This is a genomic window from Nocardia sp. NPDC049526 (genome assembly GCF_044465765.1).
Classification (GTDB): domain Bacteria; phylum Actinomycetota; class Actinomycetes; order Mycobacteriales; family Mycobacteriaceae; genus Nocardia.
In genome coordinates, this window is sequence record NZ_JBITMA010000008.1 from 372,305 (window position 1) to 388,535 (window position 16,231).

At 65.0% G+C, this 16,231-nt stretch carries 17 protein-coding genes; 12 read left to right on the forward strand and 5 right to left on the reverse strand.

Annotated features, from left to right (window positions below):
• Positions 1 to 159 precede the first annotated feature (159 nt).
• The 7 genes from ACIBW7_RS26355 (at position 160) to ACIBW7_RS26385 (ending at position 7,061) form a co-directional block, all read left to right on the forward strand.
• Positions 160 to 687 (forward strand): DUF3558 domain-containing protein, encoded by a 528-nt coding sequence (locus ACIBW7_RS26355; protein ID WP_397050656.1) that lies wholly within the window; start codon positions 160 to 162, stop codon positions 685 to 687.
• An 11-nt stretch (positions 688 to 698) separates the two neighbouring features.
• Positions 699 to 1,256 (forward strand): DUF3558 domain-containing protein, encoded by a 558-nt coding sequence (locus ACIBW7_RS26360; protein ID WP_397050658.1) that lies wholly within the window; start codon positions 699 to 701, stop codon positions 1,254 to 1,256.
• A gap of 370 nt (positions 1,257 to 1,626) precedes the next feature.
• Positions 1,627 to 2,001, forward strand: a complete 375-nt coding sequence (gene rpsL, locus ACIBW7_RS26365; RefSeq protein WP_014353064.1) for a 30S ribosomal protein S12 — start codon at positions 1,627 to 1,629, stop codon at positions 1,999 to 2,001.
• A gap of 1 nt (position 2,002) precedes the next feature.
• Positions 2,003 to 2,473, forward strand: a complete 471-nt coding sequence (gene rpsG / locus ACIBW7_RS26370) for a 30S ribosomal protein S7 (protein WP_014353063.1) — start codon at positions 2,003 to 2,005, stop codon at positions 2,471 to 2,473.
• 140 nt (positions 2,474 to 2,613) lie between these two features.
• Positions 2,614 to 4,716 (forward strand): elongation factor G, encoded by a 2,103-nt coding sequence (fusA, locus tag ACIBW7_RS26375; protein ID WP_397050660.1) that lies wholly within the window; start codon positions 2,614 to 2,616, stop codon positions 4,714 to 4,716.
• Positions 4,717 to 4,832: 116 nt separating this feature from the next.
• Positions 4,833 to 6,023 carry an elongation factor Tu gene (tuf, locus tag ACIBW7_RS26380; protein WP_397050662.1) on the forward strand — a complete coding sequence of 397 codons (1,191 nt, stop codon included), beginning with the start codon at positions 4,833 to 4,835 and terminating at the stop codon, positions 6,021 to 6,023.
• A 228-nt stretch (positions 6,024 to 6,251) separates the two neighbouring features.
• The gene (locus ACIBW7_RS26385) at positions 6,252 to 7,061 is read left to right on the forward strand and encodes an alpha/beta fold hydrolase (RefSeq protein WP_397050664.1); all 810 of its coding nucleotides are present in this window, start codon (positions 6,252 to 6,254) and stop codon (positions 7,059 to 7,061) included.
• Here ACIBW7_RS26385 and ACIBW7_RS26390 read toward each other — a convergent pair.
• From ACIBW7_RS26390 to ACIBW7_RS26400, 3 genes are all read right to left on the reverse strand, one after another.
• Entirely contained in the window at positions 7,058 to 8,215 is a 1,158-nt protein-coding gene (locus tag ACIBW7_RS26390) for a lipase family protein (RefSeq protein ID WP_397050827.1), read from the reverse strand. The two genes, ACIBW7_RS26385 and ACIBW7_RS26390, sit on opposite strands and share 4 nt — an antisense overlap.
• A 146-nt stretch (positions 8,216 to 8,361) precedes the next feature.
• Positions 8,362 to 8,991 carry a TetR/AcrR family transcriptional regulator gene (locus ACIBW7_RS26395; protein ID WP_397050666.1) on the reverse strand — a complete coding sequence of 210 codons (630 nt, stop codon included), beginning with the start codon at positions 8,989 to 8,991 and terminating at the stop codon, positions 8,362 to 8,364.
• A complete protein-coding gene (locus ACIBW7_RS26400; RefSeq protein ID WP_397050668.1) occupies positions 8,991 to 9,347 on the reverse strand; it encodes an SPW repeat protein in 357 nt (118 codons plus the stop codon). The genes ACIBW7_RS26395 and ACIBW7_RS26400 overlap by 1 nt, the downstream gene beginning before the upstream one ends.
• 255 nt (positions 9,348 to 9,602) lie before the next feature.
• Here ACIBW7_RS26400 and ACIBW7_RS26405 point away from each other — a divergent pair, with 255 nt between their 5' ends.
• The 3 genes from ACIBW7_RS26405 to ACIBW7_RS26415 are packed head-to-tail and all read left to right on the forward strand — an operon-like array spanning position 9,603 to position 12,335.
• Positions 9,603 to 10,808, forward strand: a complete 1,206-nt coding sequence (locus tag ACIBW7_RS26405; RefSeq protein WP_397050829.1) for an NAD(P)/FAD-dependent oxidoreductase — start codon at positions 9,603 to 9,605, stop codon at positions 10,806 to 10,808.
• 29 nt (positions 10,809 to 10,837) lie between these two features.
• A complete protein-coding gene (locus ACIBW7_RS26410; RefSeq protein WP_397050670.1) occupies positions 10,838 to 11,599 on the forward strand; it encodes a glutamate racemase in 762 nt (253 codons plus the stop codon).
• Positions 11,586 to 12,335: a DNA alkylation repair protein gene (locus tag ACIBW7_RS26415; RefSeq protein ID WP_397050672.1), complete on the forward strand. Its 750-nt coding sequence runs from the start codon at positions 11,586 to 11,588 to the stop codon at positions 12,333 to 12,335. Before ACIBW7_RS26410 ends, ACIBW7_RS26415 begins: the two co-directional genes overlap by 14 nt.
• A 61-nt stretch (positions 12,336 to 12,396) precedes the next feature.
• Here ACIBW7_RS26415 and ACIBW7_RS26420 read toward each other — a convergent pair whose 3' ends face one another.
• Positions 12,397 to 13,452: a 2Fe-2S iron-sulfur cluster-binding protein gene (locus ACIBW7_RS26420; protein WP_397050674.1), complete on the reverse strand. Its 1,056-nt coding sequence runs from the start codon at positions 13,450 to 13,452 to the stop codon at positions 12,397 to 12,399.
• Between the two features lie 127 nt (positions 13,453 to 13,579).
• On the reverse strand, positions 13,580 to 14,206 hold the full coding sequence (mftR2, locus tag ACIBW7_RS26425) for a mycofactocin system transcriptional regulator MftR2 (protein WP_397050676.1): 627 nt from the start codon (positions 14,204 to 14,206) through the stop codon (positions 13,580 to 13,582).
• Positions 14,207 to 14,516: 310 nt separating this feature from the next.
• Here mftR2 and mftA point away from each other — a divergent pair, with 310 nt between their 5' ends.
• Positions 14,517 to 14,591, forward strand: coding sequence for a mycofactocin precursor MftA (gene mftA / locus ACIBW7_RS26430; RefSeq protein ID WP_245720762.1), 75 nt, complete (start codon positions 14,517 to 14,519; stop codon positions 14,589 to 14,591).
• Positions 14,592 to 14,605: 14 nt separating this feature from the next.
• A complete protein-coding gene (mftC, locus tag ACIBW7_RS26435; protein WP_397050831.1) occupies positions 14,606 to 16,153 on the forward strand; it encodes a mycofactocin radical SAM maturase in 1,548 nt (515 codons plus the stop codon).
• Positions 16,154 to 16,231 lie beyond the last annotated feature (78 nt).

Here is a 16,231-nt window from a genome sequence, read left to right on the forward strand (position 1 = left end):
GTCCGAGTCGTCGAAGCGCATGCGCCGAAGGCGCGAGTCTCGACGGCTCGGACGCGAGACACCAGGGGGCCGCGAACCCGCCGCGCCGAAGGCGCGGCCAAAGATAGAGCCGCGAACACGCGGCGCCCGCGCCGCCAAGATTTCAGTAGAGTTCACGGCATGCGGATCCCGTCGGCGATCATCACCGGTCTTGCCTTGGCATTGACGCTGTCGGCCTGCGGCTCGGACGGCGACTCCGATTCCTCGAACGCCCCGCTGCGCCCGCCGCCGAAGGTCGCGACGCTCGGCCCGTTCGTCGGTGAGTGCGGCCATGTCACCGATCAAGAGGTGCGCGATATCGCCGGGTTGAGCCAGCTCGCGCGGGTCAACCGGAATTCGGTCGGCTGCAACTTCCAATCCGCCGGACTCGCTTCGCCGAGTGTCACTTTCGCGTCCTATCGGGGCAGTCCGATCGATCGTGAGAAGGCCTGGGTCTCCAATGTCGGGCGGGAACCGGAGACCATCGATGTCGGTGGCCGCAAGGGCTTCCAGGCGCTGGATCCCAGCGGTTCGGTCTGCGATCTCGCGGTGCAGCTGGACGACGATTTCTTCGAGTGGTCGATGTCCTATGGACTGTTCTCCGAGCAGGGCAATCCGTGTGACCGGACCCGCAAGCTGGCCGAGTTGACGGTGCAGCGGCTGCAGTGAGGGGAATGCGGATGAGTTCACGTCCTGGTCTGCGGGTCGCGGCCGTCGCCGCCGTGGTGCTCGCGGTCGCGATGTCGGCGGGCGGCTGCGGTAAAACCGTCAAGGGTTCGGCGCATCCGGCTGGCGGCAGCGGAACGACCACGATCAATACCAATTTCGACAAGCTGCTGCGCGAATGCGAGGTGGTCGGGCTCGACCAGATCGGTGCGGCGGTCGGCAACGCGACGGTCGTGTCCCCGTCCTTCAACGGCGCGGTGTGCATGTGGGATGTCGAGGACGCGCCCGGCGGCTCGGCCATGGTGACACTGAACTGGTACGAGGAAGGCTCGCTGAACAACGAGAAGTCCAATAACGACAAGCTCGGCTACAACACCGAGAACATCACCGTGCAGGGGCGGCGCGGTCTGAAGACGACGCGTCCGAACGATCCCGACTCGTGCGGGGTGAGTGCGGGCGCCGCGGATACCGGCATCATCGGCTGGTGGATCAACTACCATCCCGGCGGCCATCCCGATCCGTGCGCGGGCGCGCAGAAATTGGTCGAGTTGACGCTGAATCTGGCGCGGTAGCCTTGCAGGTGGTAGTGGCCCGTAGGGTGTGATAACCGACCCCACTTTGACCCTGTGTCGCGGTCACGAGTATCGTGGATCGCTGTGCCCGGAAGCATGCGGGCAGGTTCGTGCGCAAACGTAAGCCAGCGAAAGCGGCTGACCTTTCCGGCGTGCCCGGAATCCGGGATATGTCTTGCGTGCGACACGCCCGACCTCGGGACGCGAGAAACGCGGCCGGACGTGCGAGTGAAAGCTCGATGACCGCAGCGTGAACGACGGACCCGGAGGCGGTAGCTTGCGTGACCACGGAGGGTCCCGAGAGCGCTGCTAATTGAACACAGACATGAAGTTCCAGACACCGCGTTAACTAATTAAGGAAAGCCGGTCTATGCCAACCATCAACCAGCTGGTCCGCAAGGGTCGTCGCGACAAGGTCGCCAAGACCAAGACTGCGGCCCTCAAGGGGAGCCCGCAGCGTCGTGGCGTGTGCACCCGCGTGTACACCACCACCCCGAAGAAGCCGAACTCCGCGCTGCGCAAGGTCGCGCGTGTTCGCCTGACCAGCGCGGTCGAGGTCACGGCCTACATCCCGGGTGAGGGCCACAACCTGCAGGAGCACTCGATGGTGCTCGTTCGCGGCGGTCGTGTGAAGGACCTTCCGGGTGTCCGCTACAAGATCATCCGTGGCTCGCTCGACACCCAGGGTGTGAAGAACCGCAAGCAGGCCCGCAGCCGTTACGGCGCCAAGAAGGAGAAGAGCTGATATGCCACGCAAGGGCCCCGCACCCAAGCGTCCGCTGATCAACGACCCGGTCTACGGTTCGCCGCTGGTTACTCAGCTGGTCAACAAGATCCTGCTGGACGGCAAGAAGTCCACTGCAGAGCGCATCGTCTACGGCGCGTTGGAGCAGGCGCGCGAGAAGACCGGCACCGATCCGGTCGTCACCCTCAAGCGCGCGCTCGACAACGTCAAGCCGTCCCTCGAGGTGAAGCCCCGCCGCGTCGGTGGCGCCACCTACCAGGTGCCGGTCGAGGTTCGTCCCGGCCGCGCCAACACCCTGGCGCTGCGCTGGCTGGTGAACTTCTCGCGCGCCCGTCGTGAGAAGACCATGGTCGAGCGCCTCGCCAACGAGCTGCTCGACGCCAGCAACGGCCTCGGCGCTTCGGTGAAGCGTCGTGAGGACACCCACAAGATGGCCGAGTCCAACCGGGCCTTCGCGCACTACCGCTGGTGACGTCTACCCGGCCCGTCGTTTTCTGGGTCGGGAGGCACAGTCGGAGAGCGGCACTTACCTGCCGCTTCCGGCGTTGACATAGAGACGACCACAGGGTCGTCCCCGAAAATCCCAACTAGCTACGAGCGGGGAAGATTTCCGTGGCACAGGACGTGCTCACCGACCTGAACAAGGTCCGCAACATCGGCATCATGGCCCACATTGATGCGGGCAAGACGACCACAACTGAACGCATCCTCTTCTACACCGGCATCACCTACAAGATCGGTGAAGTCCACGATGGCGCCGCCACCATGGACTGGATGGAGCAGGAGCAGGAGCGTGGTATCACCATCACCTCCGCGGCCACCACATGCTTCTGGAACGACAACCAGATCAACATCATCGACACCCCCGGGCACGTCGACTTCACCGTCGAGGTGGAGCGGTCGCTGCGCGTGCTCGACGGCGCCGTTGCGGTGTTCGACGGCAAGGAAGGCGTCGAGCCGCAGTCCGAGCAGGTGTGGCGTCAGGCCGATAAGTACGGCGTGCCTCGGATCTGCTTCGTCAACAAGATGGACAAGCTCGGCGCGGACTTCTACTTCACCGTGCAGACCATCAAGGACCGTCTCGGCGCCAAGCCGTTGGTGATCCAGCTGCCGATCGGCGCCGAGGACACCTTCGAGGGCATCGTCGACCTGGTCGAGATGCACGCCAAGGTCTGGAAGGGCGAGACCAAGCTCGGCGAGAAGTACGAGATCGAAGAGATCCCGGCCGATCTGAAGGAGAAGGCCGAGCAGTACCGCCAGGAGCTGCTCGAGACTGTCGCCGAATCGGATGAGGCGCTGCTGGAGAAGTTCTTCGGCGGCGAGGAGCTCTCGATCGAGGAGATCAAGGGCGCCATCCGCAAGATGACGGTCAACTCCGAGCTGTACCCGATCCTGTGCGGTTCGGCGTTCAAGAACAAGGGCGTGCAGCCCATGCTCGACGCCGTGATCGACTACCTGCCGACCCCGCTGGACGATGGTGGCACCGACGGCCACGTCCCGGGCAAGGAAGAGGAGATCATCCACCGCGACGCGAACACCAGCGAGCCGTTCTCGGCGCTGGCGTTCAAGATCGCCGTGCATCCCTTCTTCGGCAAGCTGACCTACGTCCGCGTGTACTCGGGCAAGGTCGACTCCGGCGCCCAGGTCATCAACTCGACCAAGGGTAAGAAGGAGCGTCTGGGCAAGCTGTTCCAGATGCACTCCAACAAGGAGAACCCGGTCACCGAGGCCGTCGCGGGCCACATCTACGCGGTCATCGGCCTGAAGGACACCACCACCGGTGACACCCTGTGCGATCCGCAGAACCAGATCGTGCTCGAGTCCATGACCTTCCCGGACCCGGTCATCGAGGTCTCGATCGAGCCCAAGACCAAGTCCGACCAGGAGAAGCTGGGCACCGCGATCCAGCGCCTCTCCGAAGAGGACCCGACCTTCTCGGTCAAGCTCGACCAGGAGACCGGCCAGACCGTCATCGGCGGCATGGGCGAGCTGCACCTCGACATCCTCGTGGACCGCATGCGGCGCGAGTTCAAGGTCGAGGCGAACGTCGGCAAGCCGCAGGTGGCCTACCGCGAGACGATCACCAAGCCGGTCGAGAAGCTCGAGTTCACCCACAAGAAGCAGACGGGTGGCTCCGGCCAGTTCGCGAAGGTCATCATCGCTGTCGAGCCGTTCGTCGGCGAGGACGGCGCGACCTACGAGTTCGAGAACAAGGTCACCGGTGGCCGCGTGCCCCGCGAATACATCCCTTCGGTGGACGCGGGTGCGCAGGATGCCATGCAGTACGGTGTGCTCGCGGGCTACCCGCTGGTGAACCTGAAGGTCACGCTGCTCGACGGCGCTTACCACGACGTCGACTCGTCGGAAATGGCCTTCAAGATCGCCGGCTCGCAGGCCCTGAAAGAAGCGGCCCGTAAGGCCGGTCCGGTGATCCTCGAACCGCTGATGGCGGTCGAGGTCATCACGCCCGAGGATTACATGGGCGATGTGATCGGCGACCTGAATTCCCGCCGTGGCCAGATCCAGGCCATGGAGGAACGCAGTGGTGCCCGTGTCGTCAAGGCGCTGGTTCCGCTCTCGGAGATGTTCGGTTACATCGGTGACCTGCGGTCGAAGACCCAGGGCCGGGCGAACTACTCCATGGTGTTCGATTCGTACGCGGAGGTTCCGGCCAACGTGTCGAAGGAGATCATCGCCAAGGCGACCGGCGAATAAGTCCGATGGGGGCAGGTGCAAGACTTGCCCTTATCAGCCGGGAGTCATGCACGACCCCCAATATGTAAACCGCACTGCTGCAACTGCACGCACCAACAAGTCCAGGAGGACACCAAGTGGCGAAGGCGAAGTTCGAGCGGACGAAGCCGCACGTCAACATCGGCACCATCGGTCACGTCGACCACGGCAAGACCACGCTGACCGCAGCGATCACCAAGGTGCTGGCTGACAAGTACCCGGATCTGAACGAGAGCTTTGCCTTCGATCAGATCGACAAGGCGCCGGAGGAGAAGGCTCGTGGTATCACGATCAACATCTCCCACGTCGAGTACCAGACGGAGAAGCGCCACTACGCACACGTCGACGCGCCGGGTCACGCCGACTACATCAAGAACATGATCACCGGTGCGGCGCAGATGGACGGTGCCATCCTCGTGGTCGCCGCGACCGACGGCCCGATGCCGCAGACCCGTGAGCACGTGCTGCTCGCCCGTCAGGTCGGTGTGCCCTACATCCTGGTCGCGCTGAACAAGTCGGACATGGTCGACGACGAGGAAATCCTCGAGCTCGTCGAGATGGAGGTCCGCGAGCTGCTGGCCGCCCAGGAGTTCGACGAGGACGCGCCGGTCGTGCGTGTTTCCGGTCTGAAGGCGCTCGAGGGCGACCCGAAGTGGACCGAGGCGATCGTCGAGCTGATGAACGCGGTCGACGAGTCCATCCCGGACCCGGTTCGTGAGACCGACAAGCCGTTCCTGATGCCGGTCGAGGACGTCTTCACGATCACCGGTCGTGGCACCGTCGTCACCGGTCGTGTCGAGCGCGGCATCATCAACGTGAACGAGGAAGTCGAGATCGTCGGCATCCGCGAGAAGAGCACCAAGACCACCGTCACCGGTATCGAGATGTTCCGCAAGCTGCTCGACCAGGGCCAGGCCGGTGACAACGTCGGTCTGCTGGTTCGTGGTATCAAGCGCGAAGATGTCGAGCGTGGCCAGGTCGTCGTGAAGCCGGGCACCACCACCCCGCACACCGAGTTCGAGGGTCAGGCCTACATCCTGTCCAAGGACGAGGGTGGCCGCCACACCCCGTTCTTCAACAACTACCGTCCGCAGTTCTACTTCCGTACCACGGACGTGACGGGCGTTGTGACTCTGCCCGAGGGCACCGAGATGGTCATGCCCGGTGACAACACCGAGATGTCCGTCAAGCTGATCCAGCCGGTCGCCATGGACGAGGGTCTGCGCTTCGCGATCCGCGAGGGTGGCCGCACCGTCGGCGCCGGTCGCGTCACGAAGATCATCAAGTGATTCTCTGAATCGCTTTCGAACGGCGTCGCTCCGAAAGGGGCGGCGCCGTTCGGCATTTCGGGCTTCGTCGGACTCGGCCGCATCGAAAGGTGCGGCGTCGTACGGGTTTTCGGTGGGCCTTGCCGGGGAACGGTATTCCTGTCCATGACGTCGGTGGTCATCGCGTGCCACGGCCACTTTGGTTAACGTCGGGCAAAAGGGGTAAAGACCGGTTGATCGGAGGATGCAATGAGGAGTTCGGCGTTGGCCGGCGCGCTCGACGTCACCGAGGGGACGTTGGCGCACGGTATGCCGTATCTCGCGCTCGGAGCCGGACGTCCGCTGGTATTCCTGCGATGGTTCACTCCGGATCATGCCAATCCGACCGGGTGGATGCGACAGTCCGAAATCAAGACGTTGGCACCGCTCGCGGCGCATTTTCGGGTGTACGCGGTGAACCGCGCGCCCGGTATGGCCGAGGGGACGACGATGGCCGATATCGCCGCCGAGCATGCGGACGCACTGCGGGCCGAATTCGGTGCGCCTGTCGATGTTCTCGGTGTCTCCTCGGGTGGATCGTTGGCGCTGCAACTCGCGGCGGATCGACCTGCCGCGGTGCGCCGACTGATCATCGCCTCATCTGGCTACACCCTGGAAAACGCCACTCGCGCGGCACAACTGGCCTATGGCGAGGCGGCCTATGCGGGTAAGCGCGCATTGCACCATATGGCCGCCGTCGGCTCCACCTCGCCGATCGCGCAGCGCATCACCGCTGCGGCCATGTGGTTGGCCGATCCCCTTGCGCGCCCGAAGAGTCCGGCGGACACGCTGGCTTTCATCCGTGCCGAGGATTCTTTCGATCTCGCCGGTCGGCTCGGCGATATCACCGCGCCGACCCTCGTCCTCGGCGGCGACCGCGACGGCGCCTATAGCACCGAGACCTTCCGTCGCACCGCCGACGGAATCCCGGACTCGCATTTGATCATCTACCCGGAAACCACGCATATCGGGGTCGTGAAGCGGTTCGTTCCCGACGTCGTCGCCTTTCTCGCCGACTAGCAGTTGCTCGGCGCCGGTTCGCCGCGGAAGCGCGCGGCGAGCCAGGAGAGCACCGCGGGGATACCGAGGATGGCGGCACTCAGGTGTTCGGGGGAGTAGGTGAGTTCGGCCTGTAGCGGCACTCCGGCCGCGCAGTAGCGGCGGTTGACATCGAGAATCGAATCGGTCGGGATGAGCGGATCACTGGGCGAATGCCATTCGAATATCGGTATTTTCGGGATTCCGTCGAACAGTTCCAGACTGTTCTCCTCGACCACGGCCCTGGCGTTGCGATCACCGATCATCGTCGTACTGCTCGCGTAATCCCGGACGCTGTGTCCCGCGCCGGTGGTGAGGATTTCATTGGTGCAGCCGTTGGCGATGGCCTTGCGTGCCGCCACGCCGCGCGTGTTCAGATAATTGCTGATCGGAAAGCGGTCCGGATATTCCCGTTCCAGCCCGATTGCGGCCGCCATCAGCAGTCCGAATGCCGGATGCGGATTGAAGTCGACCGCCTCCAGCATTTTCACCAAATTCATCGGGACGCCACCGGTCGCGGCGCCCGCGATCTCGAGTTCCGGTGCGTACTTCGGTGCCATCGCGGCGGCGAATGCGGTGGCGATACCGCCGCCGGAATATCCGGCCATCGTGATCCGGCTGCGTGCGGCGGCGAGTTCGGGAACCCGGCGCACGGCGCGAATTCCGTCCAGGGTGATCTGGCCGCCGAGCCGGGCCGCACCGTAGGCGAAGGTCGGTCCCAGGTGATCGGGCAGCGCGATGCTCCATCCGCTGAGCAGCAGGGCGTTGAGCAGTATCGCCTCGCGGACCTGCAGATTCGGATCGGAGGTGTACAGCACGCGGGAAACCGCGCACTTCGTCCCGAGGCCGTTGATGATGTGCTGATAGGACAGCACCGGCCCATCGGGTTGATGTGAGCGGGGTGTCAGCACCGTGGTAGTCGCCGCGATCGGTCGGCCGGTGGAATTCGTCGAACGGAATTTGATCAGCGTGACGGTGGTATCGGGAAAGATCAATATAGGCGGCAACTGCCGCGTCGCGAGTACGTCACCTGGATTCTTATTCGCCAGATCTGGTGGCGCCGCATAGAAGGGGTCCGGGTCCGGATCCGGATATATCGGTGCGGCCTGGGCCTCGCTGCCGCCCAGGACTGTCATCGAAGCGCCGACCAGCAGGCCGACAATCACTGCGCGCGTCGCGAGACCGGTGAGATCTCGAAGGATTCGATTGATCTCCACAATTGGAACTTGTATCACGCGCCATGGACTCGTATTGAGAACGCGAGTCTTTCAGATTTCGGTGCTCAGCCGAGCTGGGTCATACCCGCCGCGACAACCTGGGCGACATTGCAGATTTCATCCGCCGTCGGCAGCGGCAGCCCGTCGAGTGCATGCAGCCGATCGCTGCTGGCAATGGCGAACATTGCCGAAACCCAGGCTGCGGCACACGCGCGCAACGTGCCGGGCTGGACCGGGCCGGGCGCGCTGGCCTGCAGCACCCGGGCGGTGATGTCGAGCAGTTGATCGCGCAGGCGGCGCAATTGCCGGCGCACGTCGGGATGGGTATCGGCCTCGCGCCACATGATCACGCGCAGCACCGACGAATGGTGATCACGCAGATTGAGCGCGGCATCGAGATTGATCAGACTGGCCGCGGGATCGCCCGGTCTGACCACGGTGCCGATATCGGCGATCGGCTGGGCGGGCACCCGCTCGGCCATCAGTGCGGACAGGATCGAATCCTTGGTGGGGAAGTAATAGAAGACCAGACCTTTGGGGACACCGGCGCCCTCGGCAATGGCCGCTGTCGCCGTCGCGTCGAATCCCTGTGCCGCGAAGAGTCGTTCCGCGGCATCGAGAATGAGCTGACGGGCGTCGCCGTCGACTTTCGCGCTACGACGACGCCCGCCTCGCCGGGCTTTCGGCATCTGCATCAGTGATGCGGCGCCATGTCGTGCAACCGGCCCGACACCGTCGGCAGCGCCGCCACCGCGACCACTACCGTCACCACGCCCACTACCCATGCGGTCCAGGATGCGCCGCGGTAGTCGGTGTAGTCCATCGCCCACGGGGAGATGAACAGCAACGCGCCGAACAGGCCCATCGCGTAGTCGGCGGCCGTCAGGGTCGCCCGGTACATCTGCGCGAGGCCGGTGAGGGCGATGAGTACGCCGAGCACGATCAGCGTCCACATGGCGTTGTCGTTGTGGGTCACCCACAGGGGTGACAGCGCGGTGAAGACGCCCAGCACAACGGCCAGGAGGTCCTGCGCGCGACTTTCGGTGAACATGGGGTGCCTCCTCAGGCTCTGAATTGTTCTCCTTACTCAGATCTAACTCTGATTGACCGCCCGATCAATATAGGTATGGATACGATTGCGCACCGATCGGTCGGGTCGTGCGAGAGTGACGGCCCTCACGCCGATTCGCGCCCAAGCAAAGGTTAGGGTTAGCTGCGTCACCCGCGGTGACGGATGCCAACTCGACCCGGCGCCTGCCAGGCACTACGAAGGGAAGGCCGCGTGAGTGAGCGCAGCGAGCGAACCATGAACAGCGACGGGCCGATTGTGATCATCGGAGCTGGTCTGGCCGGTTTGCGCACAGCGGAGGAATTGCGCCGCGCCGGGTACGAGGGTGAGTTGCTCCTCGTCGGTGAGGAGTCGCGGCTGCCCTACGATCGCCCGCCGTTGTCCAAACAGTTCGTGCGCGGTGAAACCGACGACACCACCCTGCGCCCCGCCGAATTCTTCGACGAGAAACAGATCGACCTGCGGCTGAATACCGAGGCGGTCGGCGTCGATACCACCGCGCGCCAGGTCCGCTTGGCCGACGGCGGCACGCTCGATTACGACCAGCTGATCATCGCGACCGGTCTGCGGCCACGCCGTCTGCCCGGGCTGCCCGATCTGCGGGGCGTACATGTTCTGCGCGGCTATGCCGACGCCGCCGCACTGCGCGACGAATTGTCCGGTGCGGGTACCGCCCTGGTGGTCGGGGCCGGATTCATCGGTTGCGAACTCGCGGCGAGCTTCCGGGCCAGTGGCGTTCAGGTCGTACTCGTCGAACCGCAGCCGACGCCGCTGGCCTCGGTGCTCGGTTCCGAGATCGGTGCGCTGGTCGCCCGCATGCATCGTGCCGAGGGCGTCGATCTGCGCTGTGAAACCGGCCTGGACACCTTCCTCTCCGATAACGACCGAGTGCGCGGCGCCCGGCTCTCCGACGGCAGTGAGGTGGCCGCCGATCTGGTGGTCATCGGTGTCGGTTCCCGGCCGGTGACCGAATGGCTCGCCGATTCCGGTATCGCACTCGCCGAACCGTCGGCCGGTGGTGGCGTACTCGCGGACGAGGTGGGGCGCACCTCGGTCGAGGGTGTGTGGGCGGTGGGCGATGTGTCGGCCTGGCTGCACGAGACCGGGCAGCGCAAGCGCGTCGAGCACTGGACCAATGCCGGTGAGCAGGCGCGGCTGCTGGCGTGTGCGCTGCTGGGCGCGGAGCCGCCGACCGCGGCACGGGTGCCGTACTTCTGGAGCGATCAGTACGACGTGAAGATCCAGGCGCTCGGCACTCCGAGCGCTGATGACGAGATCCACATCGTCTCCGACGACGGCCGCAAATTTCTCGCCTACTATTCGCAGAACGGCAATCTGACCGGCGTGGTCGGCGCCGGAGCGACCGCTCAGGTGATGAAGGTTCGTGCGAAGATCGCGGCGGGTGCGCCGATCGCGGACCTGCTCGCGGCCACCCAGGCCTAGCGATTATTCCGTTGTAATACGGTTGTCGGGTGATCGTCGCGCTCATCGATTCCGGGCTGGGGTTGCTGCCCACGGCCGCCTGGCTGCGCAAGCTGCGGCCCGATGTCGACCTGCTACTCCAGTTGGACCCGGATGGCGCGCCGTGGGGTCCCAAGCCGGAACAGTGGGTGACCGACCGGGTGGTCGCCGCCGCGCAGAGCTCGGTGCGCCTCGGCGCGGAAGTGCTCGTGCTGCCGTGCAATACGGCCAGCGTCACCGCCTTGGACGAGGTGCGCGCCGAGGTCGGGCCCGATATTCCGGTAATCGGCACGGTCCCCGCGATCAAACCCGCCGCGGCGGTATGCAAATCGGTCGCAGTGTGGGCGACCGCGGCGACCACGGCCAGCCGATATCAGGCCGATCTGATCGCCCGCTTCGGCGGCGATGCGAAGGTGGTCGGCATCGCCTGCCATGGTCTGGCGGATTCGATCGATCGCGGTGATCTGGTCGCGGCCCGTGAGTCGATTGCGCGGGCGGCCGAACAGACGCCGGACGATGTGGAAGGTGTGGTGCTCGGCTGCACCCACTATCCGCTGGTCATCGATGCCATTGTGGCCGCACTCCCGGACGGCGTGCGGCTGTTCGACAGTGCGCAAGCCGTTGCGGCGCAGACGATTCGGCGCATGGAGGCACTCGGCCGGCCGACCATCGGCAATGGTGAGGTGCGGGTGCTGAACAGCGGTCGGCCGGGTGAATTGCCCACCAGCGCGGCGGCTTTCGAGTCGGGGCGGATTCTGGGTGCCCAGGAGTAGCGCGCCGCTGCCGACCGCCGCCGATGTGCATGCGGCGCTGGCCGAGGTCGCCGACCCGGCCGATGCCATCCATCTGCAGCGGTTCTTCAAGACCGGGCCCGGCGAGTACGGCGAGGGTGATGTCTTCCTCGGTGTGCGCGTACCCGTCACGCGATCGATCGCGAAACGCTTTGCGGCACTTCCGCTCGACGAGATCGACACACTGCTGAACAGTGCCGTGCACGAGGACCGCCTGGCCGCGCTGATCATCCTCAACGCCGAATTCGCCGAGGCGGCCGAACCGCGCACGCTCGATATCAATGCGCAGGCGGCAATGGTCGAGCTCTACCTCGCCGCAGTGCGTCGAGGGCGGGTGAACAACTGGGATCTGGTCGACGTTTCCGCCGAAAATATCATCGGCCCTTGGCTACTCGACCGACCCCGGGACCTGCTCTTCGAACTCGCGCGCGCGGACTCGCTCTGGGAGCGTCGGGTAGCGCTGCTGACAACCTTCGCGTTCATCAAGGCGGGCGATGCCTCGACCACCTTCGAACTCGGTGAACGGCTCCTCGGCGACCGCCGCGACCTGATCCAGAAGGCGCTCGGCTGGATGCTGCGCGAAGTCGGCAAGCGCATCGACGAGCAACTGCTCACCGGCTTCCTCGACAAGCACGCGTCGCAAATGGGCCGCACCGCACTGAGTTACGCGACCGAACGCCTCGATCCCGCCTTACGCGTCCACTATCGCGAACTGTAAAGGATTGCGCCCAACCGGAGGTCCAAGTCTCGGGGGTGTGGGGGGGTCGCCCCCACGGGGCTCAGAATTGGATGCGCAGGTGATCAGTGACCGGATGCGCCTGGCAGCCGAGGATATAGCCGTTTTCGATATCCTCCGGATCGAGGATTTCGGCATTGTCCATTTCGACCTTGCCCTCGAGTACCGTGCACGCACAGGAACCGCATTCGCCCTCCTGGCAGGAGTACGGCACATCCAGACCCTTCGACAGCATGATGTCGACCAGGGTCTGCTTGCGCGGCCACTTCAGCTCGTGCACCTCGCCGTCGAGTTCGACCTCGACAGTGGCCGCATCGGCCGCCTCCTCGTCGGTCACCTCGACCGGCGCCTGATCCGCGAACGGATCCCCGGCAAGGGAATTGAACACCTCGGCGTGGGTGCGTGAACGCGGCACCTCGAGCTGGGCGAGTGCGTCGTGCACCCGATCCATGAACGGCTTGGGCCCGCACATGAAGGCGTGGTAGCTCGTGTACAGCTCGACCAGGGCGGCCAAACCATCGGCGGTCGGCAGTCCCTGCAAGTGCTCGAGCCAGTGGATCACGGTGAGCCGCTGCGGATGCTTCTCGGCCAATTCGCGCAGCTCGCCCGCGAAGATCACCGACTCGTGATCGCGATTGGCGTAGATCAATACGATTCGGCCGCCGCCGCGCGCCAGCGCCGACTTCAAGATGGACATCACCGGCGTGATGCCGCTGCCCGCGCCGAACAGCAGCAGATCGTCATCGAGATCCTTCGGCGTGAAAACGCCGGAGGGCGGCAGCACTTCGATCGCGTCGCCCACTTTGACGTTGTCGCACACCCAGTTCGACCCGTAGCCGCCCACGGTGCGCTTGACGGTCACCTTGGGTTTGTCGTCGGCGTACGGCGAGCTGGCCAGCGAATAGCACCGGGCCACCGACCCGGTCAGATCGCTCGGGATACGCAGGGTGAGGAACTGGCCCGGCTGATAGCTGAAACGCTCACGCAGGTCGTCGGGGACGTCGAAGACCAGCGAACAGGTGTCCGGCGTCTCGGTGATGACCGCGGCTACCCGCAGCACGACCGAACGCGAACCGTGTGGAACCTCGACGGTGGTCATGACCGCGCCTCGCTTACGCTCGGCTCGGTCAGGTCCACCGAAGGTGCTGTGTATATCGTTCGCTCGCTGCGCTCGCTCACGCCTTGCGTCCTCTCGAACCGAACCAAAACTAGAACGTGTTTCAGTTTCATCGTACGTCGGGATCGGGCTGACGGACAAGTTGGGCCTCGAGACCCGCGATCAGCACTTCCATGCCGAAGTCGTAGGCGTACTTTCCGCGCAGGTCGGGCATGTATTTGGTGGCTCGTGCCACCGATTCGGGCAGTGCGACATCCGCCAGCGGCTGTGGCTCCCGCGGGTTCACCCGGCGGCGGCCGAACAGGTAGGTGTGGATCGTCGCGTACCCGGCGAGCACATTGCGATCGTTGAAACCGGCCTCGAGCAGGATCTCCATGATCGCGGCGATCAGGTCGAGCTGTTTTCCCAGCATCTGTTCGATCAGCACATCGCCGAGTCCGGGATGCTTGCGCAGTTTCTCATCGATCTGGTCGATCAGATCGCGCAGTCGCTGCTGCCACGGTCCGGAATCGGCCGATGGTTTGCGAACTCCGGTCAGCGCCGCGGTGGCGACGAGATCGAGCAGCTCGCGTTTATCCGCGACGTAGTAGTACGGCGCCATCGGGGAAACGCCGAGCTCACGGGAGAGCCGTCGCATCGACAGCTTCTCCACACCGTCCTCACGTACCACCCGCAACGCGGCCTCGACGATCTCGGACTCCGACAGCGTATTGCCGCCGCCCCCGCTCGTCTGCATTCGTCCGACTCCCATGCCACCTCTACCACTGCGGGTCGAATCGCCCGTCACGTCCTGTTCAGCTGCTTGCCACCCGCAGTCTAGAGCGCGCCGCTGTGAGTCGGTCGGCGTGCGTCCGCGCGGGCATCGAGCGGGAGCTGCGCATTCCCTGTTCCATTTTGTCAGCTCATGACGTTATTGTGTGATGACGGCTACAGCAGTGGCCGCGGAACCCGGTCACATCTCGGAGGTAGGCATGCCGGAGTACGGATCCATCGGACACACCGATACCGACAACACCGGACGGATCGGGGCAGCCGAGTCCCGTTCGATCGAGGAAGCGCCGCTGGTCGAGGAGACCCTCATCGAAGAGGTCTCCATCGACGGTATGTGCGGCGTCTACTGACGGGCGCGGCGACCATGCTCGATCTCGATACCCGATGGGAGCTGCATCCGCGCGTTGCGCTGCGGCCGGAGTCCTTCGGCGCGCTGCTCTATCACTTCGGCACCCGCAAGCTCTCGTTTCTGAAGAGTCCACGGATACTCGAGATCGTGCGGTCGCTGCCCGCGCATGTCTCGGCACGCGCGGCCCTGCATGCGGCGGGCGTCACGGATGACCTGGCCGGACAGTATGTTCGGGCATTGGATCAGCTGGCCGGCTCCGACATGATCAGGCAGGCCGCGCCGGGCAGTGCTCCGATCCCCGCGGTAGCGCCGCTGCCGCTCGCCGGGCAGCCGTCGGCCGTCACCGGTGGGCGATTGATCGATAAGTTCGAAAACGGTTTGGCCGCACCGATCTGCCTGACGTGGGAGTTGACCTACGCCTGCAATCTGTCCTGTGTGCACTGCCTGTCGTCCTCGGGCCGCCGCGATCCGCGCGAGCTGAGCACCGAGCAGTGCAAGGCGCTCATCGACGAGTTCGAGCGCATGCAGATCTTCTACGTGAATATCGGCGGCGGGGAGCCGACTGTGCGCCCGGACTTCTGGGAGCTCGTCGACTACGCGACCGCGCACCATGTCGGAGTGAAGTTCTCCACCAACGGAGTTCGCATCACGCCCGAGGTCGCCGCGCGCTTGGCCGCCAGTGACTATGTGGACGTACAGATTTCCTTGGACGGCGCGGACGCCGAGGTCAACGATGCCGTGCGCGGACCGGGTTCCTATGCGATGGCGATCAGGGCGCTGGAGAATCTGGCGGCCGCGGGATTCGCGGACGCGAAACTCTCCGTGGTCGCGACCCGACACAATATCGCCCAGCTCGACGAGTTCAAGGCGATCGCCGACAAGTACGGCGCCACACTGCGTTTGACCCGCCTGCGGCCTTCGGGACGCGGCGCGGATGTCTGGGACGAACTGCATCCGCTGCCGGAACAGCAACGGGTGCTTTACGACTGGCTGGTGCGCAACGGCGAGGGTGTGCTCACCGGCGACTCGTTCTTCCATCTCTCCGCCTTCGGTGCGGCGCTGCCCGGATTGAATATGTGCGGCGCGGGCCGGGTGGTCTGCCTGGTGGATCCGCTCGGCGACGTGTATGCCTGCCCCTTCGCCATCCATGACAAGTTCCTCGCCGGAAATGTGGTGGCGGACGGCGGTTTCCGCACCGTGTGGCAGGAATCGGACCTCTTCGCCGAACTGCGCGAGCCGAGCGGCGGCGGTGCGTGCTCCGGGTGCGCGCACTACGACTCCTGCCGCGGCGGCTGCATGGCGGCGAAATTCTTCACCGGCCTGCCCGCCGACGGACCGGATCCGGAATGCGTCCAGGGCTACGGCGAGGCGGCCCTCGCCGATGTCGGGCGGATGATTCCGCGCTCGTCGGTGGACCACTCCAGGCGCATTGCGCCGAGCCGACCCGGCTCGCGTAAGTCGGGACCGATTCCGCTGACACTGTCGGTATCTCGGTCCGCGTCCGAACGCCTGTCGCCGGAGCGGCGCCCCGCGCGTGCCTGCGACGAAAGTCCGCTGAACTGATGGCGGGCCGGTAGCCAGTTATGTGCTATCCCGTTGATCGACGATGGCTATCGAGTGGCAAATCGATGATTGCCCTCT

What these genes read in the sequence shown, in the direction of transcription:
- ACIBW7_RS26355 (WP_397050656.1), top strand. Translation starts at nt 160, where the DNA reads ATGCGGATCCCGTCGGCGATCATCACCGGTCTTGCCTTGGCATTGACG.
- ACIBW7_RS26360 (WP_397050658.1), top strand. Translation starts at nt 699, where the DNA reads ATGAGTTCACGTCCTGGTCTGCGGGTCGCGGCCGTCGCCGCCGTGGTG.
- rpsL (WP_014353064.1), top strand. Translation starts at nt 1,627, where the DNA reads ATGCCAACCATCAACCAGCTGGTCCGCAAGGGTCGTCGCGACAAGGTC.
- rpsG (WP_014353063.1), top strand. Translation starts at nt 2,003, where the DNA reads ATGCCACGCAAGGGCCCCGCACCCAAGCGTCCGCTGATCAACGACCCG.
- ACIBW7_RS26385 (WP_397050664.1), top strand. Translation starts at nt 6,252, where the DNA reads ATGAGGAGTTCGGCGTTGGCCGGCGCGCTCGACGTCACCGAGGGGACG.
- ACIBW7_RS26390 (WP_397050827.1), bottom strand. Translation starts at nt 8,215, where the DNA reads ATGACAGTCCTGGGCGGCAGCGAGGCCCAGGCCGCACCGATATATCCG.
- ACIBW7_RS26395 (WP_397050666.1), bottom strand. Translation starts at nt 8,991, where the DNA reads ATGCAGATGCCGAAAGCCCGGCGAGGCGGGCGTCGTCGTAGCGCGAAA.
- ACIBW7_RS26400 (WP_397050668.1), bottom strand. Translation starts at nt 9,347, where the DNA reads ATGTTCACCGAAAGTCGCGCGCAGGACCTCCTGGCCGTTGTGCTGGGC.
- ACIBW7_RS26405 (WP_397050829.1), top strand. Translation starts at nt 9,603, where the DNA reads ATGAACAGCGACGGGCCGATTGTGATCATCGGAGCTGGTCTGGCCGGT.
- ACIBW7_RS26420 (WP_397050674.1), bottom strand. Translation starts at nt 13,452, where the DNA reads ATGACCACCGTCGAGGTTCCACACGGTTCGCGTTCGGTCGTGCTGCGG.
- mftR2 (WP_397050676.1), bottom strand. Translation starts at nt 14,206, where the DNA reads ATGCAGACGAGCGGGGGCGGCGGCAATACGCTGTCGGAGTCCGAGATC.
- mftC (WP_397050831.1), top strand. Translation starts at nt 14,606, where the DNA reads ATGCTCGATCTCGATACCCGATGGGAGCTGCATCCGCGCGTTGCGCTG.